Origin of the sequence: Streptococcus sp. M143 (genome assembly GCF_000162495.1) — a bacterium.
In the GTDB taxonomy this organism is placed as follows: Bacteria; Bacillota; Bacilli; order Lactobacillales; family Streptococcaceae; genus Streptococcus; species Streptococcus dentisani.
On record NZ_GG730097.1, the window covers coordinates 25,069 to 45,967 of the forward strand.

The following is a 20,899-nucleotide window of genomic DNA, read 5'->3' on the forward strand; positions in this document are numbered from 1 at the left end:
AAGGAGAAGACTTATGACAGAAAAAAGACTGGCTTGGGATGAGTATTTTGCAGCCCAGGCTTTACTGATTGCTAATCGTTCGACCTGTAAACGTGCCAAGGTGGGAGCTGTCCTAGTTAAGGACAATAAAGTCATTTCAACAGGCTACAATGGTTCAGTATCAGGAACGGAGCACTGTATTGACCACGAATGTCTAGTCATTGAAGGACACTGTGTCCGTACCCTTCACGCCGAGGTCAATGCCATCTTGCAAGGAGCCGAACGAGGGGTTCCAAAGGGTTTTACAGCCTATGTGACCCATTTTCCTTGTCTGAACTGTACAAAACAACTGCTACAAGTTGGTTGCAAGCGTGTGGTTTATATCAACCAGTACCGAATGGATGACTATGCCCAGTACCTTTATCATGAAAAAGGCACCGAGTTGACCCATTTGCCATTAGAGACTGTTCAGACAGCTCTTCAAGAGGCAGATTTGATTTAAAAATTAATAAAAATAAATGGTTTAGAAAGCTTTTTAAACCGTTTTTTGATATAATAAGAAGAATAAATTGAAAGAAGGAATTCAGAAAATGGGAAAACTTGAAGTCATTAATCATCCACTCATTCAACATAAATTGTCAATCTTGCGTCGTACAGACACTTCTACAAAAGCTTTTCGTGAGCTAGTAGATGAGATTGCAATGTTGATGGGATATGAAGTACTTCGTGATCTTCCACTTGAAGACGTGGAAATCGAAACGCCTATCACAAAGACCGTTCAAAAACAATTGGCTGGTAAAAAATTGGCGATTGTCCCAATCTTGCGTGCAGGTATCGGGATGGTAGATGGGCTCTTGAGCTTGGTTCCAGCAGCAAAAGTTGGACACATCGGTATGTACCGTGATGAAGAAACCCTTCAGCCAGTTGAATACTTGGTGAAATTGCCTGAAGATATTGATCAACGTCAAATCTTTGTCGTTGATCCAATGCTTGCAACAGGTGGATCAGCAATCTTGGCCGTAGATTCCCTTAAAAAACGTGGTGCATCAAATATCAAGTTTGTCTGCCTAGTAGCTGCTCCAGAAGGAGTGAAGGCTCTTCAAGGAGCTCACCCAGATGTAGAAATCTTTACAGCAGCTTTGGACGAGCACTTGAATGAACATGGCTATATTGTCCCAGGACTTGGGGACGCGGGAGACCGCTTGTTCGGTACCAAATAAAATTCCAAAGTAAACATTGAGACTGAGGGTTAGTTTCAGTTTTGAAAGGAGGTTGAGTTTTTGTTTCTGTCGATAGTATAGAGCAAAAATTTGACCTTTTTTGACCAAAAAGATATAATAGTTCTGTATTGAGTCGCATGACTAAGAAAATTCAACATTAAAAGGAGAAATGAATGATTCCTGTAGTTATTGAACAAACAAGCCGTGGAGAACGTTCCTATGACATTTACTCTCGTCTTCTGAAAGACCGCATCATCATGCTAACTGGGCCAGTCGAAGATAATATGGCCAACTCAGTTATTGCCCAGTTGCTCTTCTTGGATGCCCAAGACAGCACAAAAGATATTTACCTTTATGTCAACACACCTGGAGGTTCTGTTTCAGCTGGTTTGGCAATCGTTGATACCATGAACTTTATCAAGGCAGATGTCCAAACAATCGTTATGGGAATGGCTGCATCTATGGGGACTGTTATTGCATCAAGTGGTGCAAAAGGCAAACGCTTCATGCTTCCAAATGCAGAGTACATGATTCACCAACCAATGGGTGGTACAGGTGGTGGTACCCAACAAACAGATATGGCAATCGCTGCAGAACACTTGCTCAAAACTCGTAAGACTTTGGAGCAAATCCTTGCGACTAACTCAGGTAAATCAGTTGAGCAAATTCATGCAGATGCTGAACGTGATTACTGGATGAGTGCCCAAGAAACGCTCGAATATGGCTTCATTGATGAAATCATGGCCAACAATTCTTTGAGCTAAGCAACCTAGAAAGCAAACTCGACGGAGTTTGCTTTTTTTGGTATAATAGGGGAAGATTTCTTAGAAAGAGGATCCCTCATGTTTGAAAAAACAAATCGATCAGGATTAATCATCTATCTTTACTATAATCGAGATGCAAAAAAACTTCAGGAATACGGTGATATCTGTTACCATTCCAAAAGACATCGTTACTTGCAGCTCTATGTTCCAACTGAGGAGCTAGATGACTTAGTTGAGAGATTAGGTAAGGAAAGATTTATCAAAAAAATAAGACGTTGCCACATTCAAGAGTTAGAAACTCCCTTTGTTGGCAATCTCTATCGCACTGAGGAAAACGTTATCATTTAAAAAATGAGATAAATGTGTTGACAATTTTCTGATAATTCGGTATATTCTTAACATACTATTTTTGAAACAACTATAAGGAGATTAACATGAAGAAAAAATTTGCCCTATCTTTTGTGGCTCTTGCTAGTGTGGCCCTTCTCGCTGCCTGTGGAGAGGTCAAGTCAGGAGCGTCAAATACAACTGGTAACCCAGTAGACGAAAAGACTATTAAAATCGGTTTTAACTTTGAAGAAACAGGTGCTGTAGCTGCCTATGGTACTTCTGAACAAAAAGGTGCCCAACTTGCTGTTGATGAAATCAATGCTGCAGGTGGTATCGATGGAAAACAAATCGAAGTTGTGGATAAAGATAACAAATCTGAAACTGCTGAGGCTGCCTCTGTTACAACTAACCTAGTTACCCAATCAAAAGTTACAGCTATCGTAGGACCTGCGACATCTGGTGCAACTGCTGCGGCTGTAGCCAACGCTACTCAAGCAGGAGTGCCATTGATCTCACCAAGTGCGACTCAAGATGGATTGACCAAAGGTCAAGAATATCTATTTATCGGAACTTTCCAAGATAGCTTCCAAGGGAAGATTATTTCAAACTATGTGACAAACAAATTGAACGCTAAGAAGGTTGTTCTTTATACGGACAATGCTAGTGACTATGCTAAAGGTATTGCTAAATCTTTCCGCGAAGCCTACAAGGGTGAGATTGTAGCAGATGAAACGTTTGTGGCAGGTGATACAGACTTCCAAGCAGCCCTTACTAAAATGAAAGGGAAAGAGTTTGACGCTATCGTTGTTCCAGGTTACTACACAGAAGCAGGTAAAATCGTAAACCAAGCACGTGGTATGGGAATTGATAAACCAATCGTTGGTGGTGACGGCTTTAACGGTGAAGAATTTGTTCAACAAGCAACTGCTGAAAGAGCATCAAACATTTACTTCATCTCAGGATTCTCAACTACAGTTGATGTTTCTGCAAAAGCTAAAGCTTTCCTTGAAGCCTACCGTGCTAAATACAATGAAGAACCTTCAACATTCTCAGCTTTGGCCTATGACTCAGTTTACCTAGTAGCTAATGCTGCAAAAGGTGCTAAAAACTCAGGTGAAATCAAGGACAACCTTGCTAAAACCAAAGACTTTGATGGTGTGACTGGTCAAACGAGCTTTGATGCAGATCACAACACAGTGAAAACTGCTTACATGATGACCATGAATAATGGTAAAGTGGAAGCAGCAGAAGTTGTAAAACCATAACATTAGAATAGTAGCTGAAATAGGGAATGAGCCTTTGACTCACTCCCTGTTTCGGTGTTTATGAACTTGTGAAAATTGAGAAATTTTCTAAAAATAATGATAGAAAAGAGTGAATGCTATGCTCCAACAACTTGTGAATGGTTTAATTCTGGGTAGTGTTTATGCACTTTTGGCCCTGGGTTATACCATGGTTTATGGAATTATCAAACTCATCAACTTCGCCCACGGTGATATTTATATGATGGGAGCTTTTATTGGTTACTTTTTGATTAATTCTTTCCAAATGGATTTCTTTTTAGCTTTGATTATTTCAATGGCAGGAACTGCACTACTTGGTGTTGTGATTGAGTTTCTTGCCTACCGTCCTTTGCGACATTCTACGCGTATTGCTGTATTGATTACTGCTATCGGAGTGTCTTTCCTACTTGAATATGGAATGGTCTACTTGGTCGGTGCAAATACTCGCGCCTTTCCTCAAGCCATTCAAACAGTTCGCTATGATTTAGGACCAATCAGCTTAACAAATGTTCAGTTAATGATTTTAGCAGTTTCCTTACTCTTGATGATTTTATTGCAAGTGATTGTTCAAAAAACAAAAATGGGTAAAGCGATGCGTGCTGTATCAGTTGATAGTGACGCAGCTCAATTGATGGGAATTAATGTAAATCGTACAATCAGCTTTACTTTTGCTTTGGGTTCAGCCCTTGCTGGAGCGGCAGGTGTCCTAATCGCCCTTTACTACAACTCTCTTGAACCGTTGATGGGTGTGACTCCAGGTCTGAAATCATTCGTTGCGGCCGTACTGGGAGGTATCGGGATTATTCCTGGTGCAGCTCTGGGGGGATTTGTGATTGGCTTGTTGGAAACTTTTGCAACTGCCTTCGGTATGTCTGATTTCCGTGATGCTATCGTATATGGAATCTTACTTTTGATTCTGATTGTTCGTCCTGCAGGTATCCTCGGCAAGAATGTGAAAGAGAAGGTGTAAACAATGAAGACAAATCTTAAAGTAAATATTCTCTGGTTATTCCTTCTGTTAGCAGGTTATGGATTGATTAGTGTACTGGTTTCTGCTGGTGTTCTCAATCTATTCCATGTCCAAATTTTAGAACAAATTGGGATTAATATCATCCTTGCAGTAGGTCTGAACTTAATTGTCGGTTTTTCAGGACAATTCTCACTTGGTCATGCAGGTTTTATGGCGATTGGAGCTTATGCAGCAGCGATTATTGGCTCAAAATCACCAACCTATGGTGCCTTCTTTGGAGCAATGCTCTTGGGTGCCTTGATTTCTGGTGCAGTCGCTTTGCTCGTTGGAATCCCGACACTCCGTTTGAAGGGAGACTACCTGGCTGTTGCGACACTAGGTGTTTCAGAAATCATTCGTATCTTTATCATTAATGGTGGAAGTTTGACCAACGGTGCTGCTGGTATCTTGGGTATTCCAAACTTTACCAACTGGCAGATGGTTTATCTTTTTGTAATTATCACAACTATTGCAACCCTCAACTTCTTACGTAGTCCAATTGGACGCTCTACTCTATCTGTTCGTGAGGATGAGATTGCTGCAGAGTCCATTGGGGTAAACACTACAAAGATCAAGATTATCGCTTTTGTCTTTGGTGCCATTACAGCAAGTATTGCTGGTTCACTTCAGGCTGGTTTTATCGGATCTGTTGTGCCAAAAGATTACACCTTTATTAATTCCATCAACGTGTTGATTATCGTTGTATTTGGTGGACTTGGTTCTATTACAGGTACCATCGTTTCAGCGATTGTTTTAGGAATTTTGAATATGCTCCTTCAAGATGTAGCTAGCGTACGTATGATCATCTATGCTTTGGCTCTTGTATTGGTCATGATTTTCAGACCAGGTGGACTTCTTGGGACATGGGAATTGAGTCTATCACGTTTCTTTAAAAAATCGAAGAAGGAGGGACAAAACTAATGGCATTACTTGAAGTTAAACAGTTAACCAAACATTTTGGCGGTCTAACAGCTGTTGGAGATGTCACTCTTGAATTGAACGAGGGAGAGTTGGTTGGTCTGATTGGACCAAACGGGGCTGGTAAAACAACTCTTTTCAATCTCTTGACGGGTGTTTATGAACCAAGTGAAGGTACGGTGACACTAGATGGTCACCTCCTAAATGGGAAAACTCCTTATAAGATTGCCTCACTTGGACTCAGTCGTACTTTCCAAAATATTCGTTTGTTCAAGGATCTGACAGTTTTGGAAAATGTTTTGATTGCATTTAGTAACCATCATAAACAACATGTCCTTGCGAGCTTTCTACGCTTGCCTGCTTTCTATAAGAATGAGGAAGAATTGAAAAGCAAAGCTTTGGGCTTGTTGAAGATTTTTGATTTGGATGGCGATGCAGATACACTTGCTAAAAATCTGGCCTATGGTCAACAACGTCGATTAGAAATCGTTCGTGCTCTAGCAACTGAACCTAAAATCCTCTTTTTGGATGAACCTGCAGCTGGGATGAATCCACAAGAAACAGCTGAATTGACAGAATTGATCCGTCGTATCAAAGATGAATTTAAAATTACCATCATGCTCATCGAACATGACATGAATTTGGTTATGGAAGTCACTGAGCGTATCTATGTTCTTGAATATGGTCGGTTGATTGCTCATGGGACTCCAGATGAGATCAAGAACAACAAACGCGTTATCGAAGCTTATCTAGGAGGTGAAGCCTAATGTCTATGTTAAAAGTTGAAAACCTCTCTGTGCATTACGGTATGATCCAAGCAGTTCGTGATGTAAGTTTCGAGGTTAATGAAGGTGAAGTTGTTTCCTTGATTGGTGCCAATGGCGCTGGTAAAACAACCATTCTTCGCACCCTTTCAGGTTTGGTTCGTCCAAGTGCTGGTAAAATTCAGTTTTTAGGAAAAGAAATTCAAAAGATGCCAGCGCAAAAAATCGTGGCAGGTGGCCTTTCACAAGTTCCTGAGGGACGCCATGTTTTCCCGGGTTTGACTGTTATGGAAAATCTAGAAATGGGAGCTTTCTTGAAGAGAAATCGTGAAGAAAATCAAGCTAACTTGAAAAAAGTTTTCTCACGCTTCCCACGTCTTGAAGAACGCAAAAACCAAGATGCGGCGACCCTTTCAGGTGGTGAACAGCAGATGCTGGCTATGGGACGCGCTCTCATGTCTACGCCTAAGCTTCTTCTCTTGGACGAGCCATCAATGGGACTTGCTCCTATCTTTATCCAAGAAATTTTTGATATCATTCAAGATATTCAGAAGCAAGGAACAACGGTTCTCCTAATTGAACAGAACGCTAACAAGGCCCTTGCTATCTCTGATCGTGGTTATGTACTTGAAACAGGCAAGATTGTCCTATCAGGAACAGGAAAAGAACTCGCAGCATCAGACGAAGTCAGAAAAGCATATCTAGGTGGCTAAAACAATCTAGTGGATTGTTTTAGTCGGTGGATGAGAGTTGCGCAGCAATTCCCCTATAGTCCGGGGGACCTTTTTAGTCGACAGATAAGGATTACGTAAGCAATCATCCAATCCACTGGATTGTTTTAGCCGGTGGATGAGAGTTGCGGAAGCAATTTTCATATAGTCTGGGAGACTAGTTTAGGTCACAGATGGAGATTGTGCAAGCAATCGTCAAATCCAGTGGATTGTTTTGTAGATGAATTTGAAGAGCTCCAATTTGGGGCTCTTTTTTCGTTTGGTCCCTATTTTGATGAACCTGATTTGAGCATCCGTTTTCTTAATATAGAATCTAACTTGACAAAAGTATGTGTTCATCATATAATTAAATAAACAAAAATATTGAACAAAGAGGCTGAAGATATGCTATCAGAAAAACAATTTAAACTTTTACGTTTTTTGTTGACTCACAAAGACGAAAACTTTACGCAGAGACAATTGGCTGAACAGCTAGACATCGCTTTGGGGACGGTAAATAATCTTCTCAAGGAATGTAAAGAAGAGAAGTGGATCAGTGAGGAAAATCACTTAACTGACTTAGGTGAGGAGGCTTTGGCTCCGTATCAGGTGAAGAATGCCATTATCATGGCTGCAGGTATGAGTAGCCGCTTTGCTCCTCTGTCTTATGAGCTACCTAAAGGATTGCTTCAAGTTAAAGGTGAGCGTTTGATTGAGAGAGAAATCAAGCAATTGCAAGAAGCTGGGATAGAGGACATTACAGTTATTGTAGGCTATCTGCAAGAAAAAATGTTCTATCTTGCTGAGAAGTTTGGCGTTAAAATCGTTGTGAATAATGATTACTACAAGTACAACAACTGTTCTTCTCTCATGCTAGTCAGAGATCAACTTTCTAACACTTATATTTGCTCTTCGGATAATTATTTTGTAGAAAATCCGTTTGAACGCTACATTTACAGGGGTTACTATTCTACAATATTTGCAGAAGGGGACACAGACGAATACTGCTCTAAGGAAGACTCCAATCACACGATTATCGATATTCAAATCGGTGGGACGAATACTTGGGCTATGGTGGGGCATGTTTATTTTGATCGTGCATTTAGTGAAAAATTCGTAGATATTTTAGAAACTGAATTTAAGCATGAACCATATCGCGAACAGCTCTGGGAAGATTATTATAGTCGTCACGTCAAAGAACTTCCTTTGGAAGCTCGGCATTATTCAGCAGACATTGTTAAGGAGTTTGATTCACTAGATGAGTTGCGTCAGTTTGATGAACACTATTTGGTGAATACTAATTCGGAAATCATTGATAATATCTGTAAGACATTAGGATGTATAGCTTCAGATATTGTCAATATTAAACCCCTGAAAGATGGTCTAACCAACACTTCGTTTTCATTTGACTGCCTAGGGAAGAAATATGTTTACCGTCATCCAGGTAGAGGAACGGAGAATTATATTGATCGTGCTAGTGAAGCGGCTTCCATGGAAATTGCTGCAAAATTGAAGATTGATCGTACTTTTGTTGCCATGAACAAGGATGAGGGCTGGAAAATTTCAGAATTTATCCCTAATGCCAAGCAACTGGATTATGATAATTGGGATGATGTAGCAAAAGCAATGGAGCTCTTGAGACGTTTGCACCAATCTGGAGAAAAAACGGGACATTCCTTTGACCAATTTGAGGGAATTGATGATTTTAGACAAAAATTAAAGGCTAGCAATCGTTTTGAATTTGATGGGCTTGAAGAGTTGGATAAGAATGTCTCAGTTCTTGAGAAGTTTCTACAAGAAGATCAAGCGAAAAAGGTTCTCTGCCACGGAGATTCTTATAGCCCGAATTTCTTGTTGAATGAAGCTGGAGAAATGAGCCTGATTGATTGGGAATATTCTGGTATGGGAGATCCAGCAGGAGATTTAGGAACCTTTATCGGGTGTTCAAATTATACAGTGGAAGAAGCTGAAAAGGTACTTGAAATCTATCTACAAGAGGTTCCAGATAAGAAAACCAAACGTCACTATTTTGCCTATGTATCAGTAACTTCATATTATTGGTTTTTGTGGGCCCTGTTCCAAGAAAGTGTTGGAAAACCCGTAGGTGAATTTCTTTATATCTGGTATCGTTATACCAAGCAGTATGGAAAACTTGCATTAGATTTATATTTGGAGGAGAATTGAGATGAAGCCGACATCTGAAATTGAAGAATTAATAGCAAATGAAACGAAAAGAAGGCTAGAAGAAATGGAATCACCAAACTATGTGTTTGCCCAGCCATTTCTAAAAAGTGATTTTATTATAGTCATTGGCTTGGTTCTAATTAACCTTATTCTGATTATCTTAGCCATGACAGGAGGTATTCAATAAAATGTCCAAGATGAATGACTTTATTCAACAGGAGACGATAACGGGAATTGTTCCCATGACCAATAAGGATCGTCAGTATTCTTTCTGGGATCTCTTCTTGTCGACAAGTGGTTTTGCCATTGCTACTTGGTGTTATACCCAAGGGGCTTATGTGGCTCAATATTTGACTTTTAATCAGATGTTGATTAATATTTTTAGTTTCAATATTATCTGGGTCTTTATTGAATGTCTTCCAATTTTATTTGCTGTTAAATATGGAATTGATTTGTGGATTTGGTTGAGAGCTGTCCTCGGAAAAAAAGGAGTAGCCCTGTTATCAACCATTATTAGTTTGGCTAACTTTGGCTGGTATGCCGTTGCGGCCAATCTTTTTGCTAGTTCTATGATCCACTTGGCAAATAATTTTGGTCTTGGTTTGGACAAGGGAGTATGGGCACCTATTCTTGGTACACTCTGTGTTCTTCTTGGAACTCTTATTGCTCTAGGGGGGCCAGAAGTGATTAAATGGACCAATCGATTCTTGGTAATCGCCCTGTTGATTGTCGGTCTCATTATCGTTGGAATCTGCTTTGTCGCCGTTCCTATAACTGATATTATGAATATTCAACCGGCTACCCAAGGAGATTTAACTCCATTAGAACGCTTCATGCTTTCTGGAGAAGGAAATGTTGCCTTTGCCTTTTCTTGGTCTACACAGGCATTGGTTTTACCACGTTTAGCAAAATCAGAACGTAGTGGTTATTGGGCTACAGCCTTATCATACGGAGTTGTGGCTCCATTCTTCGTTGCGACAGGTGGAGTCATGGCTCTAGCCATGTTTGTCAAAACAGGTGTTTATGAAAGTGATCCAACAACCATGCTGTCAACTCTAAGCACCCCAGCCTTTGCCCTCTTAAGTCTACTACTAGTAGCCTTTGCCAATATTGGAACTCAGGGGACAGGATCGTATGTGAATTGTATGATTGTTAAAAGCGGGATGCCCAAAGTAAGCTATAAACTAATGGTTTGGATTGCTATGGTATACGTGAGCCTACTTACAATCTGGGGAGGAGTGGAAGAGTACTTCGGTTCCTTCATCTCACTAGCCGCCTATATTCAGGGGCCAATTATTGGTATGATCGTTGTTGACTACTTTATCTTAAGAAAACGAAAACTTGATTTGCGCTCAGCCTATTTCCTTGAAGGACATGACGCCTATGAGTTTACAAATGGCTTTAATCTGGTAGGATTGTCTTGCGTGTTTATTTCCTTATTGGTAGCGGTACTATTTGTTTATAACCCTGTAACAGCACAGATTCAAAGCCCAATCTTTTTAATCACAACGGGTAGTGGCTTTACTGCTATTTTTGGAGGTTTATTGTACTGGTTAGCTAGCTTAACTCCGTTAAAACGCTATATGATCAATGATCGGGACTCTGTTACGATTTAAGGATAAATGAAAACCTTCATCTATATCTATTTGCTTCCTCTTTTTTGAAAGTTAATTTTACATTAGTAATTGATATGATTCTAGTCAATCATATTCTGATTATCCTAGCCATGACAGGAGGTATTCAATAAAATGTCCAAGATGAATGACTTCATTCAACAGGAGACGATAACGGGAATCGTTCCCATGACCAACAAGGATCGTCAGTATTCTTTCTGGGATCTCTTCTTATCGACAAGTGGTTTTGCCATCGCAACTTGGTGTTATACCCAAGGAGCCTATGTGGCTCAATATTTGACCTTTAATCAAATGTTGATTAATATTTTTAGTTTTAACATTATCTGGGTCTTTATTGAATGTCTCCCAATCTTGTTTGCGGTTAAATATGGAATTGATTTATGGATTTGGTTGAGAGCCGTTCTAGGTAGAAAAGGGGTGGCTGTTCTATCAACCGTGATTAGTCTGGCAAATTTTGGTTGGTACGCCGTTACCGCCAATCTTTTTGCCAGCTCCATGATTCATTTGGCAAATAATTTTGGACTTGGTTTAGACAAGGGAGTATGGGCACCGATTCTAGGCACTCTCTGTGTTCTCCTTGGAACGCTGATTGCTCTTGGGGGGCCAGAGGTGATTAAAGGCACTAATCGCTTCCTGGTGGTTGCCTTGTTATTTGTTGGGCTAATCATTGTTGGAATCTGTTTTGTTGCGGTTCCGATTAGGGATATTATGAATGTCCAACCTGCCATCCAAGAAAATTTGACACCGATTGAACGTTTTATGATGTCAGGGGAAGGAAATGTGGCCGTAGCCTTTTCTTGGTCTACACAAGCATTTGTCTTACCACGTTTGGCAAAATCAGAACGTAGTGGCTATTGGGCTACAGCCTTGTCATACGGGGTTGTTGCGCCATTCTTTGCTGCGACAGGTGGAGTGATGGCTTTGGCTATGTTTGTCAAAACAGGTGTCTATGAAAGTGACCCAACAACGATGCTTTCAACGTTGAGCACTCCTGCCTTTGCCCTTTTAAGTTTACTACTGGTAGCTTTTGCTAATATTGGAACTCAGGGTACAGGATCGTACGTGAACTGTATGATTGTAAAAAGCGGGATGCCTAAAGTAAGCTATAAACTAATGGTTTGGATTGCCATGGTTTACGTGAGCCTACTCACCATCTGGGGAGGAGTGGATGAATACTTTGGTTCCTTCATCTCGCTGGCTGCCTATATTCAAGGACCCATTATCGGAATGATCGTTGTTGACTATTTTATCTTAAGAAAACAAAAACTCGATTTGCGTTCAGCCTATTTCCTTGAAGGACATGACGCCTATGAGTTTACCAAAGGATTTAATCTGGTAGGATTATCTTGTGTAATCATTTCCTTGTTAGTTGCAGTACTATTTGTTTACAACCCTATAACAAAGCATATCCAGAGTCCTATGTTCCTGCTCACAACTGGTAGTGGCTTTACTGCGATCTTTGGTGGTCTATTGTACTGGCTAGCTAGCGTAACTCCTTTAAAACGCTATATGATTAAGGATAGAGATTCCGTTACGATTTAAGTTTAAGAGAGAAGGTTGTTTCTCTCTTTTTTTGTGATTGAATGTTACAAAATCTTGAAAAAGAGATGAAAGCGTTTGATAGTTTTTGTAAGAAAGTGTATAATTATAGTAGCAATAAAGAAGGAGAAGTCTCATGGCAGTTAAAGATTTTATGACCCGCAAGGTAGTTTATATCAGTCCAGATACGACTGTAGCACATGCAGCAGATTTGATGCGCGAGCAAGGCTTGCACCGTTTACCTGTTATCGAAAATGACCAATTGGTTGGTCTTGTAACAGAAGGAACTATTGCTGAAGCCAGTCCGTCTAAAGCAACCAGTCTCTCCATCTATGAGATGAATTATCTTCTCAATAAGACCAAAGTCAAAGACGTCATGATTCGGGATGTCATCACAGTGTCAGGTTATGCTAGTCTAGAAGATGCGACCTATCTCATGTTGAAGAATAAAATCGGTATTCTTCCAGTTGTGGACAATCAACAGGTTTATGGTGTGATTACAGATCGTGATGTTTTTCAAGCCTTTCTAGAAATCGCTGGCTACGGCGAGGAAGGAATTCGTGTTCGGTTTATTACGGAAAATGAAGTCGGGGTTTTGGGCAAGATTGTGACCTTGATTGTAGAAGAAAATCTGAATATTTCACACACAGTCAATATTCCGCGCAAGGATGGTAAGGTCGTGATTGAAGTTCAAATTGATGGGATGATTGATTTAACCTTTCTGAAGGAGAAATTTGAAGCGCAAGGTATCCAAGTAGAGGAGATTGCTCGAACCTCTGCTAAAAAGTTATAAATATGGAGGGTGAAAGCCCTCTTTTTTGTATACAATTTGAAATAACAAGCAAAATATGGAAAGAAATGAGAGAATGTGGTATAATGAAACGATGTGAATAAAGGAGTATTTATGGACATTTCAGAAATTCGTCAAAAAATTGACGCAAATCGTGAAAAATTAGCTTCTTTCAGGGGGTCTCTTTGACCTCGAAGGACTAGAGGAAGAGATTGCCATCTTGGAAAACAAGATGACAGAACCTGATTTTTGGAACGATAATATCGCGGCCCAAAAAACGTCGCAAGAATTAAATGAATTAAAAAATACCTACAACACCTTCCGTAAAATGGAGGAGTTGCAGGATGAAGTTGAGATTTTATTGGACTTTTTGGCAGAAGACGAGTCTGTACGTGATGAACTGGTTGAACAGTTGACAGAACTGGATAAGATGATGACCAGCTACGAGATGACGCTTCTCTTGTCAGAACCTTATGACCATAATAATGCGATTTTGGAGATCCATCCAGGATCTGGTGGTACTGAGGCTCAGGACTGGGGTGATATGTTGCTCCGTATGTATACTCGCTATGGAAATGCCAAAGGCTTTAAAGTTGAAGTCTTGGATTACCAAGCTGGTGATGAAGCAGGTATCAAGTCTGTGACCTTGTCCTTTGAAGGTCCAAATGCCTACGGTCTTCTCAAGTCGGAAATGGGTGTTCACCGTTTAGTCCGTATTTCGCCATTTGACTCTGCCAAACGTCGCCATACTTCATTTACATCCGTTGAGGTTATGCCTGAGTTGGATGATACCATCGAAGTGGAGATTCGTGAAGATGATATCAAAATGGATACCTTCCGTTCAGGTGGTGCTGGTGGACAAAACGTCAATAAAGTTTCAACAGGTGTGCGTTTGACACACATTCCTACGGGGACAGTCGTTCAATCGACAGTCGATCGTACCCAGTATGGAAATAGAGATCGTGCTATGAAGATGTTGCAAGCCAAGCTCTATCAAATGGAGCAAGAAAAGAAAGCTGCGGAAGTCGACTCCCTCAAAGGTGAGAAAAAGGAAATCACATGGGGAAGTCAGATTCGTTCTTATGTCTTCACACCTTATACCATGGTAAAAGATCACCGTACGAGCTTTGAAGTCGCTCAGGTAGATAAGGTCATGGATGGAGACCTTGATGGTTTCATCGACGCTTATCTCAAGTGGCGAATCAGCTAAGAATAGAAAGGAACTCACATGTCAATCATTGAAATGCGAGATGTTATCAAAAAATACGATAACGGAACGACTGCTCTTCGTGGAGTCTCTCTTAGTATTGAACCAGGAGAATTTGCCTATATCGTTGGGCCTTCTGGAGCAGGGAAGTCAACCTTTATTCGAGCTTTATATCGAGAAGTAAAGATTGAAAAAGGGAGCCTAACAGTTGCAGGCTTTAATTTGGTTAAAATCAAGAAGAAAGATATCCCTCTACTCCGTCGCAGTGTTGGGGTAGTCTTCCAAGATTATAAACTCTTGCCTAAGAAAACTGTTTATGAAAATATTGCTTACGCAATGGAAGTTATCGGAGAGAACCGTCGCAATATTAAGAAACGGGTTATGGAAGTATTGGACTTGGTCGGTTTGAAACACAAGGTTCGCTCTTTCCCTAACGAACTCTCAGGTGGAGAACAGCAACGGATTGCGATTGCTCGTGCGATTGTCAACAATCCTAAGGTCTTGATTGCCGATGAGCCGACAGGAAACTTGGACCCAGATAATTCTTGGGAAATTATGAATCTGTTGGAACGCATCAATCTCCAAGGTACGACTGTCTTGATGGCGACCCACAACAGTCAAATTGTAAATACCTTGCGCCACCGTGTCATTGCCATTGAAAATGGCCGTGTCGTTCGTGACGAAGCTAAAGGAGAATATGGATACGATGATTAGTAGATTTTTTCGCCATTTATTTGAATCATTAAAAAGTTTAAAACGAAATGGCTGGATGACAGTAGCAGCAGTGAGTTCGGTTATGATTACCTTGACACTTGTTGCCCTGTTTGCATCTGTAATTTTTAATACAGCAAAACTGGCTACCGACATTGAAAACAACGTTCGGGTCATGGTTTACATTCGTAAGGATGTAGCAGATAATAGTGAAACGATTGAAAAAGAAGGTCAGACAGTTACCAATAATGACTACCACAAGGTTTATGATGCCTTAAAAGCCATGCAAGGTGTTAAGAATGTCACTTTTTCAAGCAAGGAAGAGCAGTATCAAAAATTGACTGAAACGATGGGGGAGGACTGGAAGGTCTTTGAAGGGGATGCCAATCCTCTCTATGATGCCTATATCGTTGATACCAATTCTCCGAGTGATGTTCCTAAAGTAGCAGAAGAGGCCAAGAAAATTGAAGGGGTATCTGAGGTTCAAGACGGTGGTGCCAACACTCAACGACTTTTCGAACTGGCTTCCTTTATCCGTGTTTGGGGATTGGTTATTGCGGGGCTCTTGATTTTTATTGCAGTCTTCCTCATTTCCAATACCATTCGTATTACCATTATTTCTCGGAGCCGTGAAATTCAAATCATGCGTCTAGTAGGAGCTAAAAATGGCTACATTAGAGGACCATTCTTACTTGAAGGTGCCTTTATCGGTTTATTTGGTGCAGCGATTCCTTCAGTCCTTGTATTCTTTGTTTATAATATGGTTTATCAATCTGTCAATAAATCCTTGGTGGGGCAAAACTTGTCAATGATTACACCAGATGTGTTTATCCCTTTGATGACAGTCCTATTGTTTGTGATTGGTATTTTCATTGGGGCAATTGGATCAGGCATTTCAATGCGTCGATTCTTGAAGATCTAGTTGGATATAAATGCAACTTGCAGACCAAATCAGAAATAATACAATTTTAAAAGAGAAGTTTTCTTGAGCTTCTCTTTTTTCTTCGGCTCTTTGTTAACTGTAGTGGGTTGAAGTCAGCTAAGCTCGAGAAAGGACGAATTTCGTCCTTTCTTTTTTGATGTTGAGAGCGATGAAAATTCTTTTATTGAAGTTTTCAAAGTTTCGAAAACCAAAGGCATTTCGTTTAATGAGTTTAATAAGGTTATTCGTTGCTTCCAATTTGGCGTTGGAATAGGGTAATTGGAGAGTGTTGACGATCTTTTCTTTATCCTTGAGGAAGGTTTTAAAGACAGTCTGAAAAAGAGGATGAACCAGCTTTAGGTTGTCCTCAATGAGTCCGAAAAATTTCTTCGGTTCCTTATTCTGAAAGTGAAAAAGCAAGAGCTGATAGAGATTATAGTGGTGTTTTAAGTCTTCGGAATAGCTCAAAAGCTTGTCTAGAATTTCTCTATTCGTTAAGTGCATACGAAAAGTAGGGCGATAAAATCTCTTATCGCTGAGTTTACGGCTTTCTTGTTGAATGAGCTTCCAGTAGCGCTTGATAGCCTTGTATTCATGGGATTTTCTATCGAATTGGTTCATGATTTGGACCCGCACACGGCTCATAGCACGGCTTAAGTGTTGGAGTAAAACAGTCCACGGAACTGTTTTAGCTTGAGTTTAGAAATTCGAAAGCCAAGTCGTTTAGCCAAGTCATAGTAAGGGCTAAACAAATTCATTGTAATGATTTTCACTTGACAACGAACAGCTCGATCGTATCGAAGAAAGTGATTTCTTATGATAGCTTGTGTTCTACCCTCAAGGACAGCGATGATATTAAGCTTGTCAAAATCTTGCGCAATAAAGCTCATCTTCATCTCCCGATTGAAACAGTCACTCCCCTGACTGTTTCAACATCCCAAGACATAATCTCTGGAAGACGAGAAAAATCATGTTTAAAACGGAAGTCATTGAACTTTCGGAGAACAGTTGAAGTTGAAATGGAAAGCTGGTGAGCGATATCGGTCATAGAAGTTTTTTCAACTAGTTTTTGAGCACTGATAGCACTTGAAACGACGTTTTTTCAGAAGAATTCTAGTAGGCATACCAGTCATTTCGAGGCAAGGAATTTTAGATGGTTTTTGAAAGTCATATTTCTTCATTTGGGTTCCGCAATCAGGACAAGATGGGGCGTCGTAGTCCAGTTTAGCGATGATTTCCTTATGTGTATTCTTATTGATGATATCTACAATCTTTATGTTTGGGTCTTTGATATCGAGTAGTTTTGTGATAAAATATAATGGTTCCATATGAATCTTTCTAATGATGGTTTGATCGCTTTTCATTATAGATCTTATGGGACTTTTTTCTACAACAAAATAGACTCCATCATATCTATAGGGGATTGACCCACTACAAATATTATAGAGCCAATAAACAAGTAAGATCTGGGAAGACATTTCCAGATCTTTTTGATAGAATGAAATCAAAGAAAACGTTATTAAAAAGAGGTGTGTGATGGAGAAATTTTTTATATTATTGCTATTATCACCCTACTTTTATTTTTTTCATTGGATTGAGAAGGCGGACAAAGATAGTAAATATTTCGCATTTTTCTATTACTTTTACTGGATTTATCTCCCTTTGTGGGCTTTGTTCAGTATCGCTTTTACAATTTTTTCATTCTTAATTCTTAATTTTCAATATTGTCTTGAAAAATCCTGCTGATTTAACAATTTGGGGGATATGGTTCCTTTTAGTTTTTTTGTCTCTTGTGAATGACTGGAAAATATATGCCTGTCTAAAGAGAATGTTCAAGCTGAAACAAGAGAACAAAACGAGGACATCCATCAATAGCTAAAGTTTAGAGGAGGTTCCGATGTTCAAAATAAAGCAGTTCATTGATCGACACTACAAGACCTACATTCTTACGATTTGCTTGTTATGGCTGCTGGTCTTTTGTCTTCCATGGGATTTGCAAATAGGAGGAGTTTCGATTTATTTCTTCATCATGAAAAAACTCTTTGTCGTCTTTGGTGTATTGGCAATCTTTTTCTCAGTACTGACTAAAAGGATAAGTCTCTTTCTCTTTGGAGTGCTATTTTGCATGGCATTCTGGATCAATCTTTTCCTGATTTTTGGAATTTTGCCAGCTCTGCTTGGCAATTAAATTTTTGTGTGAAATGTAGTCCATAAAAAGCCAAGAGGCTGACCTAGAAGTCAGCCTCTTTTCCCTGTTAAAACGCGGATTCTTTCTTGAAAATTAAGAGCAAATATGCTAGAATTAAAAGAACATTCTAAAATATTCAGAATCTAAAGTAAGGAAAATAATGGCTAATATTTTAAAAACGATTATCGAAAATGATAAAGGAGAACTTCGTCGTCTGGAAAAGATGGCAGACAAGGTTCTCAAATATGAAGATCAGATGGCAGCCTTGACGGATGACCAGCTAAAAGCAAAAACAGATGAATTTAAGGAACGTTACAACAAGGGTGAGTCGCTTGATTCATTGCTCTATGAGGCTTTTGCGGTAGTACGTGAAGCAGCAAAACGTGTCCTTGGACTGTTTCCTTATAAGGTTCAGGTCATGGGTGGAATCGTTCTTCACCATGGTGACGTTCCAGAGATGCGTACTGGTGAAGGGAAAACCTTGACAGCGACGATGCCTGTATACCTCAACGCTCTAGCAGGTGAAGGGGTTCACGTAGTAACGGTCAACGAGTATCTAACCGAACGTGATGCAACTGAGATGGGTGAATTGTACTCATGGCTTGGTTTGTCAGTAGGGATTAATTTGGCTGCTAAGTCACCAATGGAGAAGAAAGAAGCCTATCTCTGTGATATTACCTACTCAACCAACTCAGAGATTGGTTTCGACTACCTTCGTGACAACATGGTTGTTCGGGCAGAAAACATGGTACAGCGTCCGCTCAACTATGCTTTGGTCGATGAGGTTGACTCGATCTTGATTGATGAGGCTCGTACTCCTTTGATCGTTTCAGGAGCCAATGCTGTGGAAACTAGTCAGCTGTATCATATGGCGGATCACTTTGTCAAATCTTTGGACAAAGATGACTATATCATTGACATCCAGTCTAAGACTATTGGTTTGTCTGATTCAGGGATTGACAAGGCTGAAGGCTACTTCAAACTGGAAAATCTCTACGATATTGAAAATGTGGCTCTTACTCACTTTATCGATAATGCCCTTCGTGCCAACTATATCATGATTCTCGATATTGACTATGTGGTTAGTGAAGAGCAGGAAATCTTGATTGTCGATCAATTTACAGGTCGTACCATGGAAGGTCGTCGTTATTCTGATGGCTTGCACCAGGCGATTGAAGCCAAGGAAGGTGTGCCAATTCAAGACGAAACTAAGACTTCAGCTTCTATTACCTACCAAAACCTCTTCCGTATGTATAAGAAATTGGCAGGTATGACGGGTACTGGTAAAACAGAAGAAGAAGAATTCCGCGAAATCTACAACATTCGTGTCATCCCAATCCCAACCAACCGTCCAATCCAACGTATTGACCACTCAGACCTTCTCTATGCAAGTCTTGATGCAAAATTCAAGGCTGTAGTTGAAGATGTGAAGGCACGTTATCAAAAAGGTCAGCCAGTCTTGGTAGGTACGGTTGCCGTTGAAACCAGTGATTTTCTTTCTAAGAAATTGGTCGAAGCAGGTGTTCCTCACGAAGTCTTGAATGCGAAAAACCACTACAGAGAAGCGCAAATCATCATGAATGCTGGTCAACGTGGCGCAGTTACCATCGCTACCAACATGGCCGGTCGTGGTACTGACATCAAGCTTGGTGAAGGGGTTCGTGAACTTGGTGGACTTTGCGTCATTGGTACAGAACGTCACGAAAGTCGCCGTATTGATAATCAGCTTCGTGGACGTTCAGGACGTCAAGGAGACCCAGGTGAGTCACAATTCTACTTGTCTCTTGAAGATGATTTGATGAAACGTTTCGGTTCAGAACGTTTGAAAGGTGTTTTTGAACGTCTCAATATGTCTGACGAAGCCATCGAATCTCGCATGTTAACGCGTCAAGTGGAATCAGCTCAAAAACGTGTCGAAGGAAACAACTACGACACTCGTAAACAAGTCCTTCAATACGATGATGTCATGCGTGAACAACGTGAAATCATCTATGCACAACGTTATGATGTCATTACTGCAGATCGTGACTTGGCCCCAGAAATCCATGCTATGATCCGTCGTACCATTGGACGTATCGTGGATGCACATGCACGTTCTAAGGAAGATGAAAAACTGGAAGCAATCCTGAACTTTGCTAAGTATAACCTGCTTCCAGAAGATTCAATCAGCCGTTCAGATCTTGCAGGTCTGTCAGATCAAGCCATCAAAGATGAGCTGTATCAACGTGCATTGAAGGTTTATGATAACCAAGTTGCCAAACTTCGTGATGAAGATGCAGTGAAAGAGTTCCAAAAGGTTCTGATTCTACGTGTTGTAGACAACAAGTGGACAGATCATATTGATGCCCTTGACCAGTTGCGAAATGCTGTTGGTCTTCGTGGATATGCCCAAAACAACCCTGTTGTAGAATATCAGGCAGAAGGTTTCCGCATGTTTAACGACATGATTGGGTCAATTGAATTTGACGTCACTCGTTTGATGATGAAAGCGCAAATCCACGAACAGGAAAGACCACAAACGGAACACAATATCAGTACGACTGCAACTCGTAATATCGCAGCGCAACAGACTCATCTTCCAGAAGATGTGGACTTGAGCCAAATCGGACGCAATGACCAATGTCCATGTGGATCTGGTAAGAAATTCAAGAACTGTCATGGTAAGAGACAATAATATGAGATAAGATACAGGCGGATACCTGGTGAAAATACATTTTTACTTGGTGTCCGTTTGCTTTATAAGGAGA

The 20,899-nt window shown here is 40.3% G+C and carries 19 protein-coding genes and 2 pseudogenes; 20 read left to right on the forward strand and 1 reads right to left on the reverse strand.

Going from position 1 to position 20,899, the window contains the following annotated elements; all coding sequences use genetic code 11:
- Positions 1 to 13: 13 nt before the first annotated feature.
- From HMPREF0850_RS06780 to ftsX, 17 genes are all read left to right on the forward strand, one after another.
- A complete protein-coding gene (locus tag HMPREF0850_RS06780) occupies positions 14 to 481 on the forward strand; it encodes a deoxycytidylate deaminase (RefSeq protein ID WP_000136986.1) in 468 nt (155 codons plus the stop codon).
- Between the two features lie 88 nt (positions 482 to 569).
- Positions 570 to 1,199 carry a uracil phosphoribosyltransferase gene (upp, locus tag HMPREF0850_RS06785; protein ID WP_025168381.1) on the forward strand — a complete coding sequence of 210 codons (630 nt, stop codon included), beginning with the start codon at positions 570 to 572 and terminating at the stop codon, positions 1,197 to 1,199.
- Between the two features lie 173 nt (positions 1,200 to 1,372).
- Positions 1,373 to 1,963, forward strand: coding sequence for an ATP-dependent Clp protease proteolytic subunit ClpP (clpP, locus tag HMPREF0850_RS06790; RefSeq protein ID WP_000613470.1), 591 nt, complete (start codon positions 1,373 to 1,375; stop codon positions 1,961 to 1,963).
- A gap of 78 nt (positions 1,964 to 2,041) precedes the next feature.
- Positions 2,042 to 2,311 (forward strand): YlbG family protein, encoded by a 270-nt coding sequence (locus HMPREF0850_RS06795; RefSeq protein WP_000462110.1) that lies wholly within the window; start codon positions 2,042 to 2,044, stop codon positions 2,309 to 2,311.
- An 86-nt stretch (positions 2,312 to 2,397) separates the two neighbouring features.
- Positions 2,398 to 3,558, forward strand: a complete 1,161-nt coding sequence (locus HMPREF0850_RS06800; protein ID WP_000726138.1) for an ABC transporter substrate-binding protein — start codon at positions 2,398 to 2,400, stop codon at positions 3,556 to 3,558.
- A gap of 118 nt (positions 3,559 to 3,676) precedes the next feature.
- Positions 3,677 to 4,546: a branched-chain amino acid ABC transporter permease gene (locus tag HMPREF0850_RS06805; RefSeq protein ID WP_000941414.1), complete on the forward strand. Its 870-nt coding sequence runs from the start codon at positions 3,677 to 3,679 to the stop codon at positions 4,544 to 4,546.
- A 3-nt stretch (positions 4,547 to 4,549) separates the two neighbouring features.
- The gene (locus tag HMPREF0850_RS06810) at positions 4,550 to 5,506 is read left to right on the forward strand and encodes a branched-chain amino acid ABC transporter permease (protein WP_000856259.1); all 957 of its coding nucleotides are present in this window, start codon (positions 4,550 to 4,552) and stop codon (positions 5,504 to 5,506) included.
- Positions 5,506 to 6,270 (forward strand): ABC transporter ATP-binding protein, encoded by a 765-nt coding sequence (locus HMPREF0850_RS06815; protein WP_001186019.1) that lies wholly within the window; start codon positions 5,506 to 5,508, stop codon positions 6,268 to 6,270. The genes HMPREF0850_RS06810 and HMPREF0850_RS06815 overlap by 1 nt, the downstream gene beginning before the upstream one ends.
- On the forward strand, positions 6,270 to 6,980 hold the full coding sequence (locus tag HMPREF0850_RS06820) for an ABC transporter ATP-binding protein (RefSeq protein ID WP_000062212.1): 711 nt from the start codon (positions 6,270 to 6,272) through the stop codon (positions 6,978 to 6,980). Before HMPREF0850_RS06815 ends, HMPREF0850_RS06820 begins: the two co-directional genes overlap by 1 nt.
- Before the next feature lie 402 nt (positions 6,981 to 7,382).
- Positions 7,383 to 9,161, forward strand: a complete 1,779-nt coding sequence (locus tag HMPREF0850_RS06825; RefSeq protein WP_000947697.1) for a phosphotransferase — start codon at positions 7,383 to 7,385, stop codon at positions 9,159 to 9,161.
- 1 nt (position 9,162) lies between these two features.
- The gene (locus HMPREF0850_RS06830; protein WP_000805401.1) at positions 9,163 to 9,348 is read left to right on the forward strand and encodes a hypothetical protein; all 186 of its coding nucleotides are present in this window, start codon (positions 9,163 to 9,165) and stop codon (positions 9,346 to 9,348) included.
- 1 nt (position 9,349) lies between these two features.
- A complete protein-coding gene (locus HMPREF0850_RS06835; RefSeq protein WP_000041462.1) occupies positions 9,350 to 10,777 on the forward strand; it encodes a cytosine permease in 1,428 nt (475 codons plus the stop codon).
- 132 nt (positions 10,778 to 10,909) lie between these two features.
- A complete protein-coding gene (locus HMPREF0850_RS06840) occupies positions 10,910 to 12,337 on the forward strand; it encodes a cytosine permease (protein ID WP_000041464.1) in 1,428 nt (475 codons plus the stop codon).
- 133 nt (positions 12,338 to 12,470) lie between these two features.
- Positions 12,471 to 13,127 carry a CBS domain-containing protein gene (locus HMPREF0850_RS06845; protein WP_000268640.1) on the forward strand — a complete coding sequence of 219 codons (657 nt, stop codon included), beginning with the start codon at positions 12,471 to 12,473 and terminating at the stop codon, positions 13,125 to 13,127.
- Positions 13,128 to 13,238: 111 nt separating this feature from the next.
- Positions 13,239 to 14,334 (forward strand): peptide chain release factor 2 gene (gene prfB / locus HMPREF0850_RS06850; RefSeq protein ID WP_125838340.1). Its coding sequence is split into 2 segments (ribosomal slippage): positions 13,239 to 13,310 and positions 13,312 to 14,334, totalling 1,095 coding nucleotides; the frame shifts between segments, so codons are not numbered across the junction.
- Between the two features lie 18 nt (positions 14,335 to 14,352).
- On the forward strand, positions 14,353 to 15,045 hold the full coding sequence (gene ftsE / locus HMPREF0850_RS06855) for a cell division ATP-binding protein FtsE (protein WP_000022255.1): 693 nt from the start codon (positions 14,353 to 14,355) through the stop codon (positions 15,043 to 15,045).
- Entirely contained in the window at positions 15,038 to 15,964 is a 927-nt protein-coding gene (gene ftsX / locus HMPREF0850_RS06860) for a permease-like cell division protein FtsX (protein ID WP_000625563.1), read from the forward strand. The genes ftsE and ftsX overlap by 8 nt, the downstream gene beginning before the upstream one ends.
- A gap of 117 nt (positions 15,965 to 16,081) precedes the next feature.
- Here the strand turns inward: ftsX and HMPREF0850_RS12785 are convergent.
- Positions 16,082 to 17,292 (reverse strand): annotated as a pseudogene (locus tag HMPREF0850_RS12785) (ISL3 family transposase).
- A 208-nt stretch (positions 17,293 to 17,500) separates the two neighbouring features.
- Here HMPREF0850_RS12785 and HMPREF0850_RS13125 point away from each other — a divergent pair.
- From HMPREF0850_RS13125 to secA, 3 genes and pseudogenes are all read left to right on the forward strand, one after another.
- Positions 17,501 to 17,843 (forward strand): annotated as a pseudogene (locus HMPREF0850_RS13125) (hypothetical protein).
- Between the two features lie 18 nt (positions 17,844 to 17,861).
- Positions 17,862 to 18,152, forward strand: a complete 291-nt coding sequence (locus HMPREF0850_RS06880) for a hypothetical protein (protein ID WP_000472760.1) — start codon at positions 17,862 to 17,864, stop codon at positions 18,150 to 18,152.
- A 160-nt stretch (positions 18,153 to 18,312) separates the two neighbouring features.
- Positions 18,313 to 20,826, forward strand: a complete 2,514-nt coding sequence (gene secA, locus HMPREF0850_RS06885; protein ID WP_001274103.1) for a preprotein translocase subunit SecA — start codon at positions 18,313 to 18,315, stop codon at positions 20,824 to 20,826.
- Positions 20,827 to 20,899: the final 73 nt, after the last annotated feature.

Excerpts from the sequence above, each read along its gene's own strand:
- HMPREF0850_RS06815 (WP_001186019.1), top strand. The coding sequence starts at position 5,506 with ATGGCATTACTTGAAGTTAAACAGTTAACCAAACATTTTGGCGGTCTA.
- upp (WP_025168381.1), top strand. The coding sequence starts at position 570 with ATGGGAAAACTTGAAGTCATTAATCATCCACTCATTCAACATAAATTG.
- secA (WP_001274103.1), top strand. The coding sequence starts at position 18,313 with ATGGCTAATATTTTAAAAACGATTATCGAAAATGATAAAGGAGAACTT.
- HMPREF0850_RS06800 (WP_000726138.1), top strand. The coding sequence starts at position 2,398 with ATGAAGAAAAAATTTGCCCTATCTTTTGTGGCTCTTGCTAGTGTGGCC.
- HMPREF0850_RS06820 (WP_000062212.1), top strand. The coding sequence starts at position 6,270 with ATGTCTATGTTAAAAGTTGAAAACCTCTCTGTGCATTACGGTATGATC.
- clpP (WP_000613470.1), top strand. The coding sequence starts at position 1,373 with ATGATTCCTGTAGTTATTGAACAAACAAGCCGTGGAGAACGTTCCTAT.
- HMPREF0850_RS06840 (WP_000041464.1), top strand. The coding sequence starts at position 10,910 with ATGTCCAAGATGAATGACTTCATTCAACAGGAGACGATAACGGGAATC.
- HMPREF0850_RS06780 (WP_000136986.1), top strand. The coding sequence starts at position 14 with ATGACAGAAAAAAGACTGGCTTGGGATGAGTATTTTGCAGCCCAGGCT.
- HMPREF0850_RS06880 (WP_000472760.1), top strand. The coding sequence starts at position 17,862 with ATGTTCAAAATAAAGCAGTTCATTGATCGACACTACAAGACCTACATT.
- HMPREF0850_RS06845 (WP_000268640.1), top strand. The coding sequence starts at position 12,471 with ATGGCAGTTAAAGATTTTATGACCCGCAAGGTAGTTTATATCAGTCCA.
- HMPREF0850_RS06805 (WP_000941414.1), top strand. The coding sequence starts at position 3,677 with ATGCTCCAACAACTTGTGAATGGTTTAATTCTGGGTAGTGTTTATGCA.
- ftsE (WP_000022255.1), top strand. The coding sequence starts at position 14,353 with ATGTCAATCATTGAAATGCGAGATGTTATCAAAAAATACGATAACGGA.
- HMPREF0850_RS06810 (WP_000856259.1), top strand. The coding sequence starts at position 4,550 with ATGAAGACAAATCTTAAAGTAAATATTCTCTGGTTATTCCTTCTGTTA.
- HMPREF0850_RS06830 (WP_000805401.1), top strand. The coding sequence starts at position 9,163 with ATGAAGCCGACATCTGAAATTGAAGAATTAATAGCAAATGAAACGAAA.
- ftsX (WP_000625563.1), top strand. The coding sequence starts at position 15,038 with ATGATTAGTAGATTTTTTCGCCATTTATTTGAATCATTAAAAAGTTTA.
- HMPREF0850_RS06795 (WP_000462110.1), top strand. The coding sequence starts at position 2,042 with ATGTTTGAAAAAACAAATCGATCAGGATTAATCATCTATCTTTACTAT.
- HMPREF0850_RS06835 (WP_000041462.1), top strand. The coding sequence starts at position 9,350 with ATGTCCAAGATGAATGACTTTATTCAACAGGAGACGATAACGGGAATT.
- HMPREF0850_RS06825 (WP_000947697.1), top strand. The coding sequence starts at position 7,383 with ATGCTATCAGAAAAACAATTTAAACTTTTACGTTTTTTGTTGACTCAC.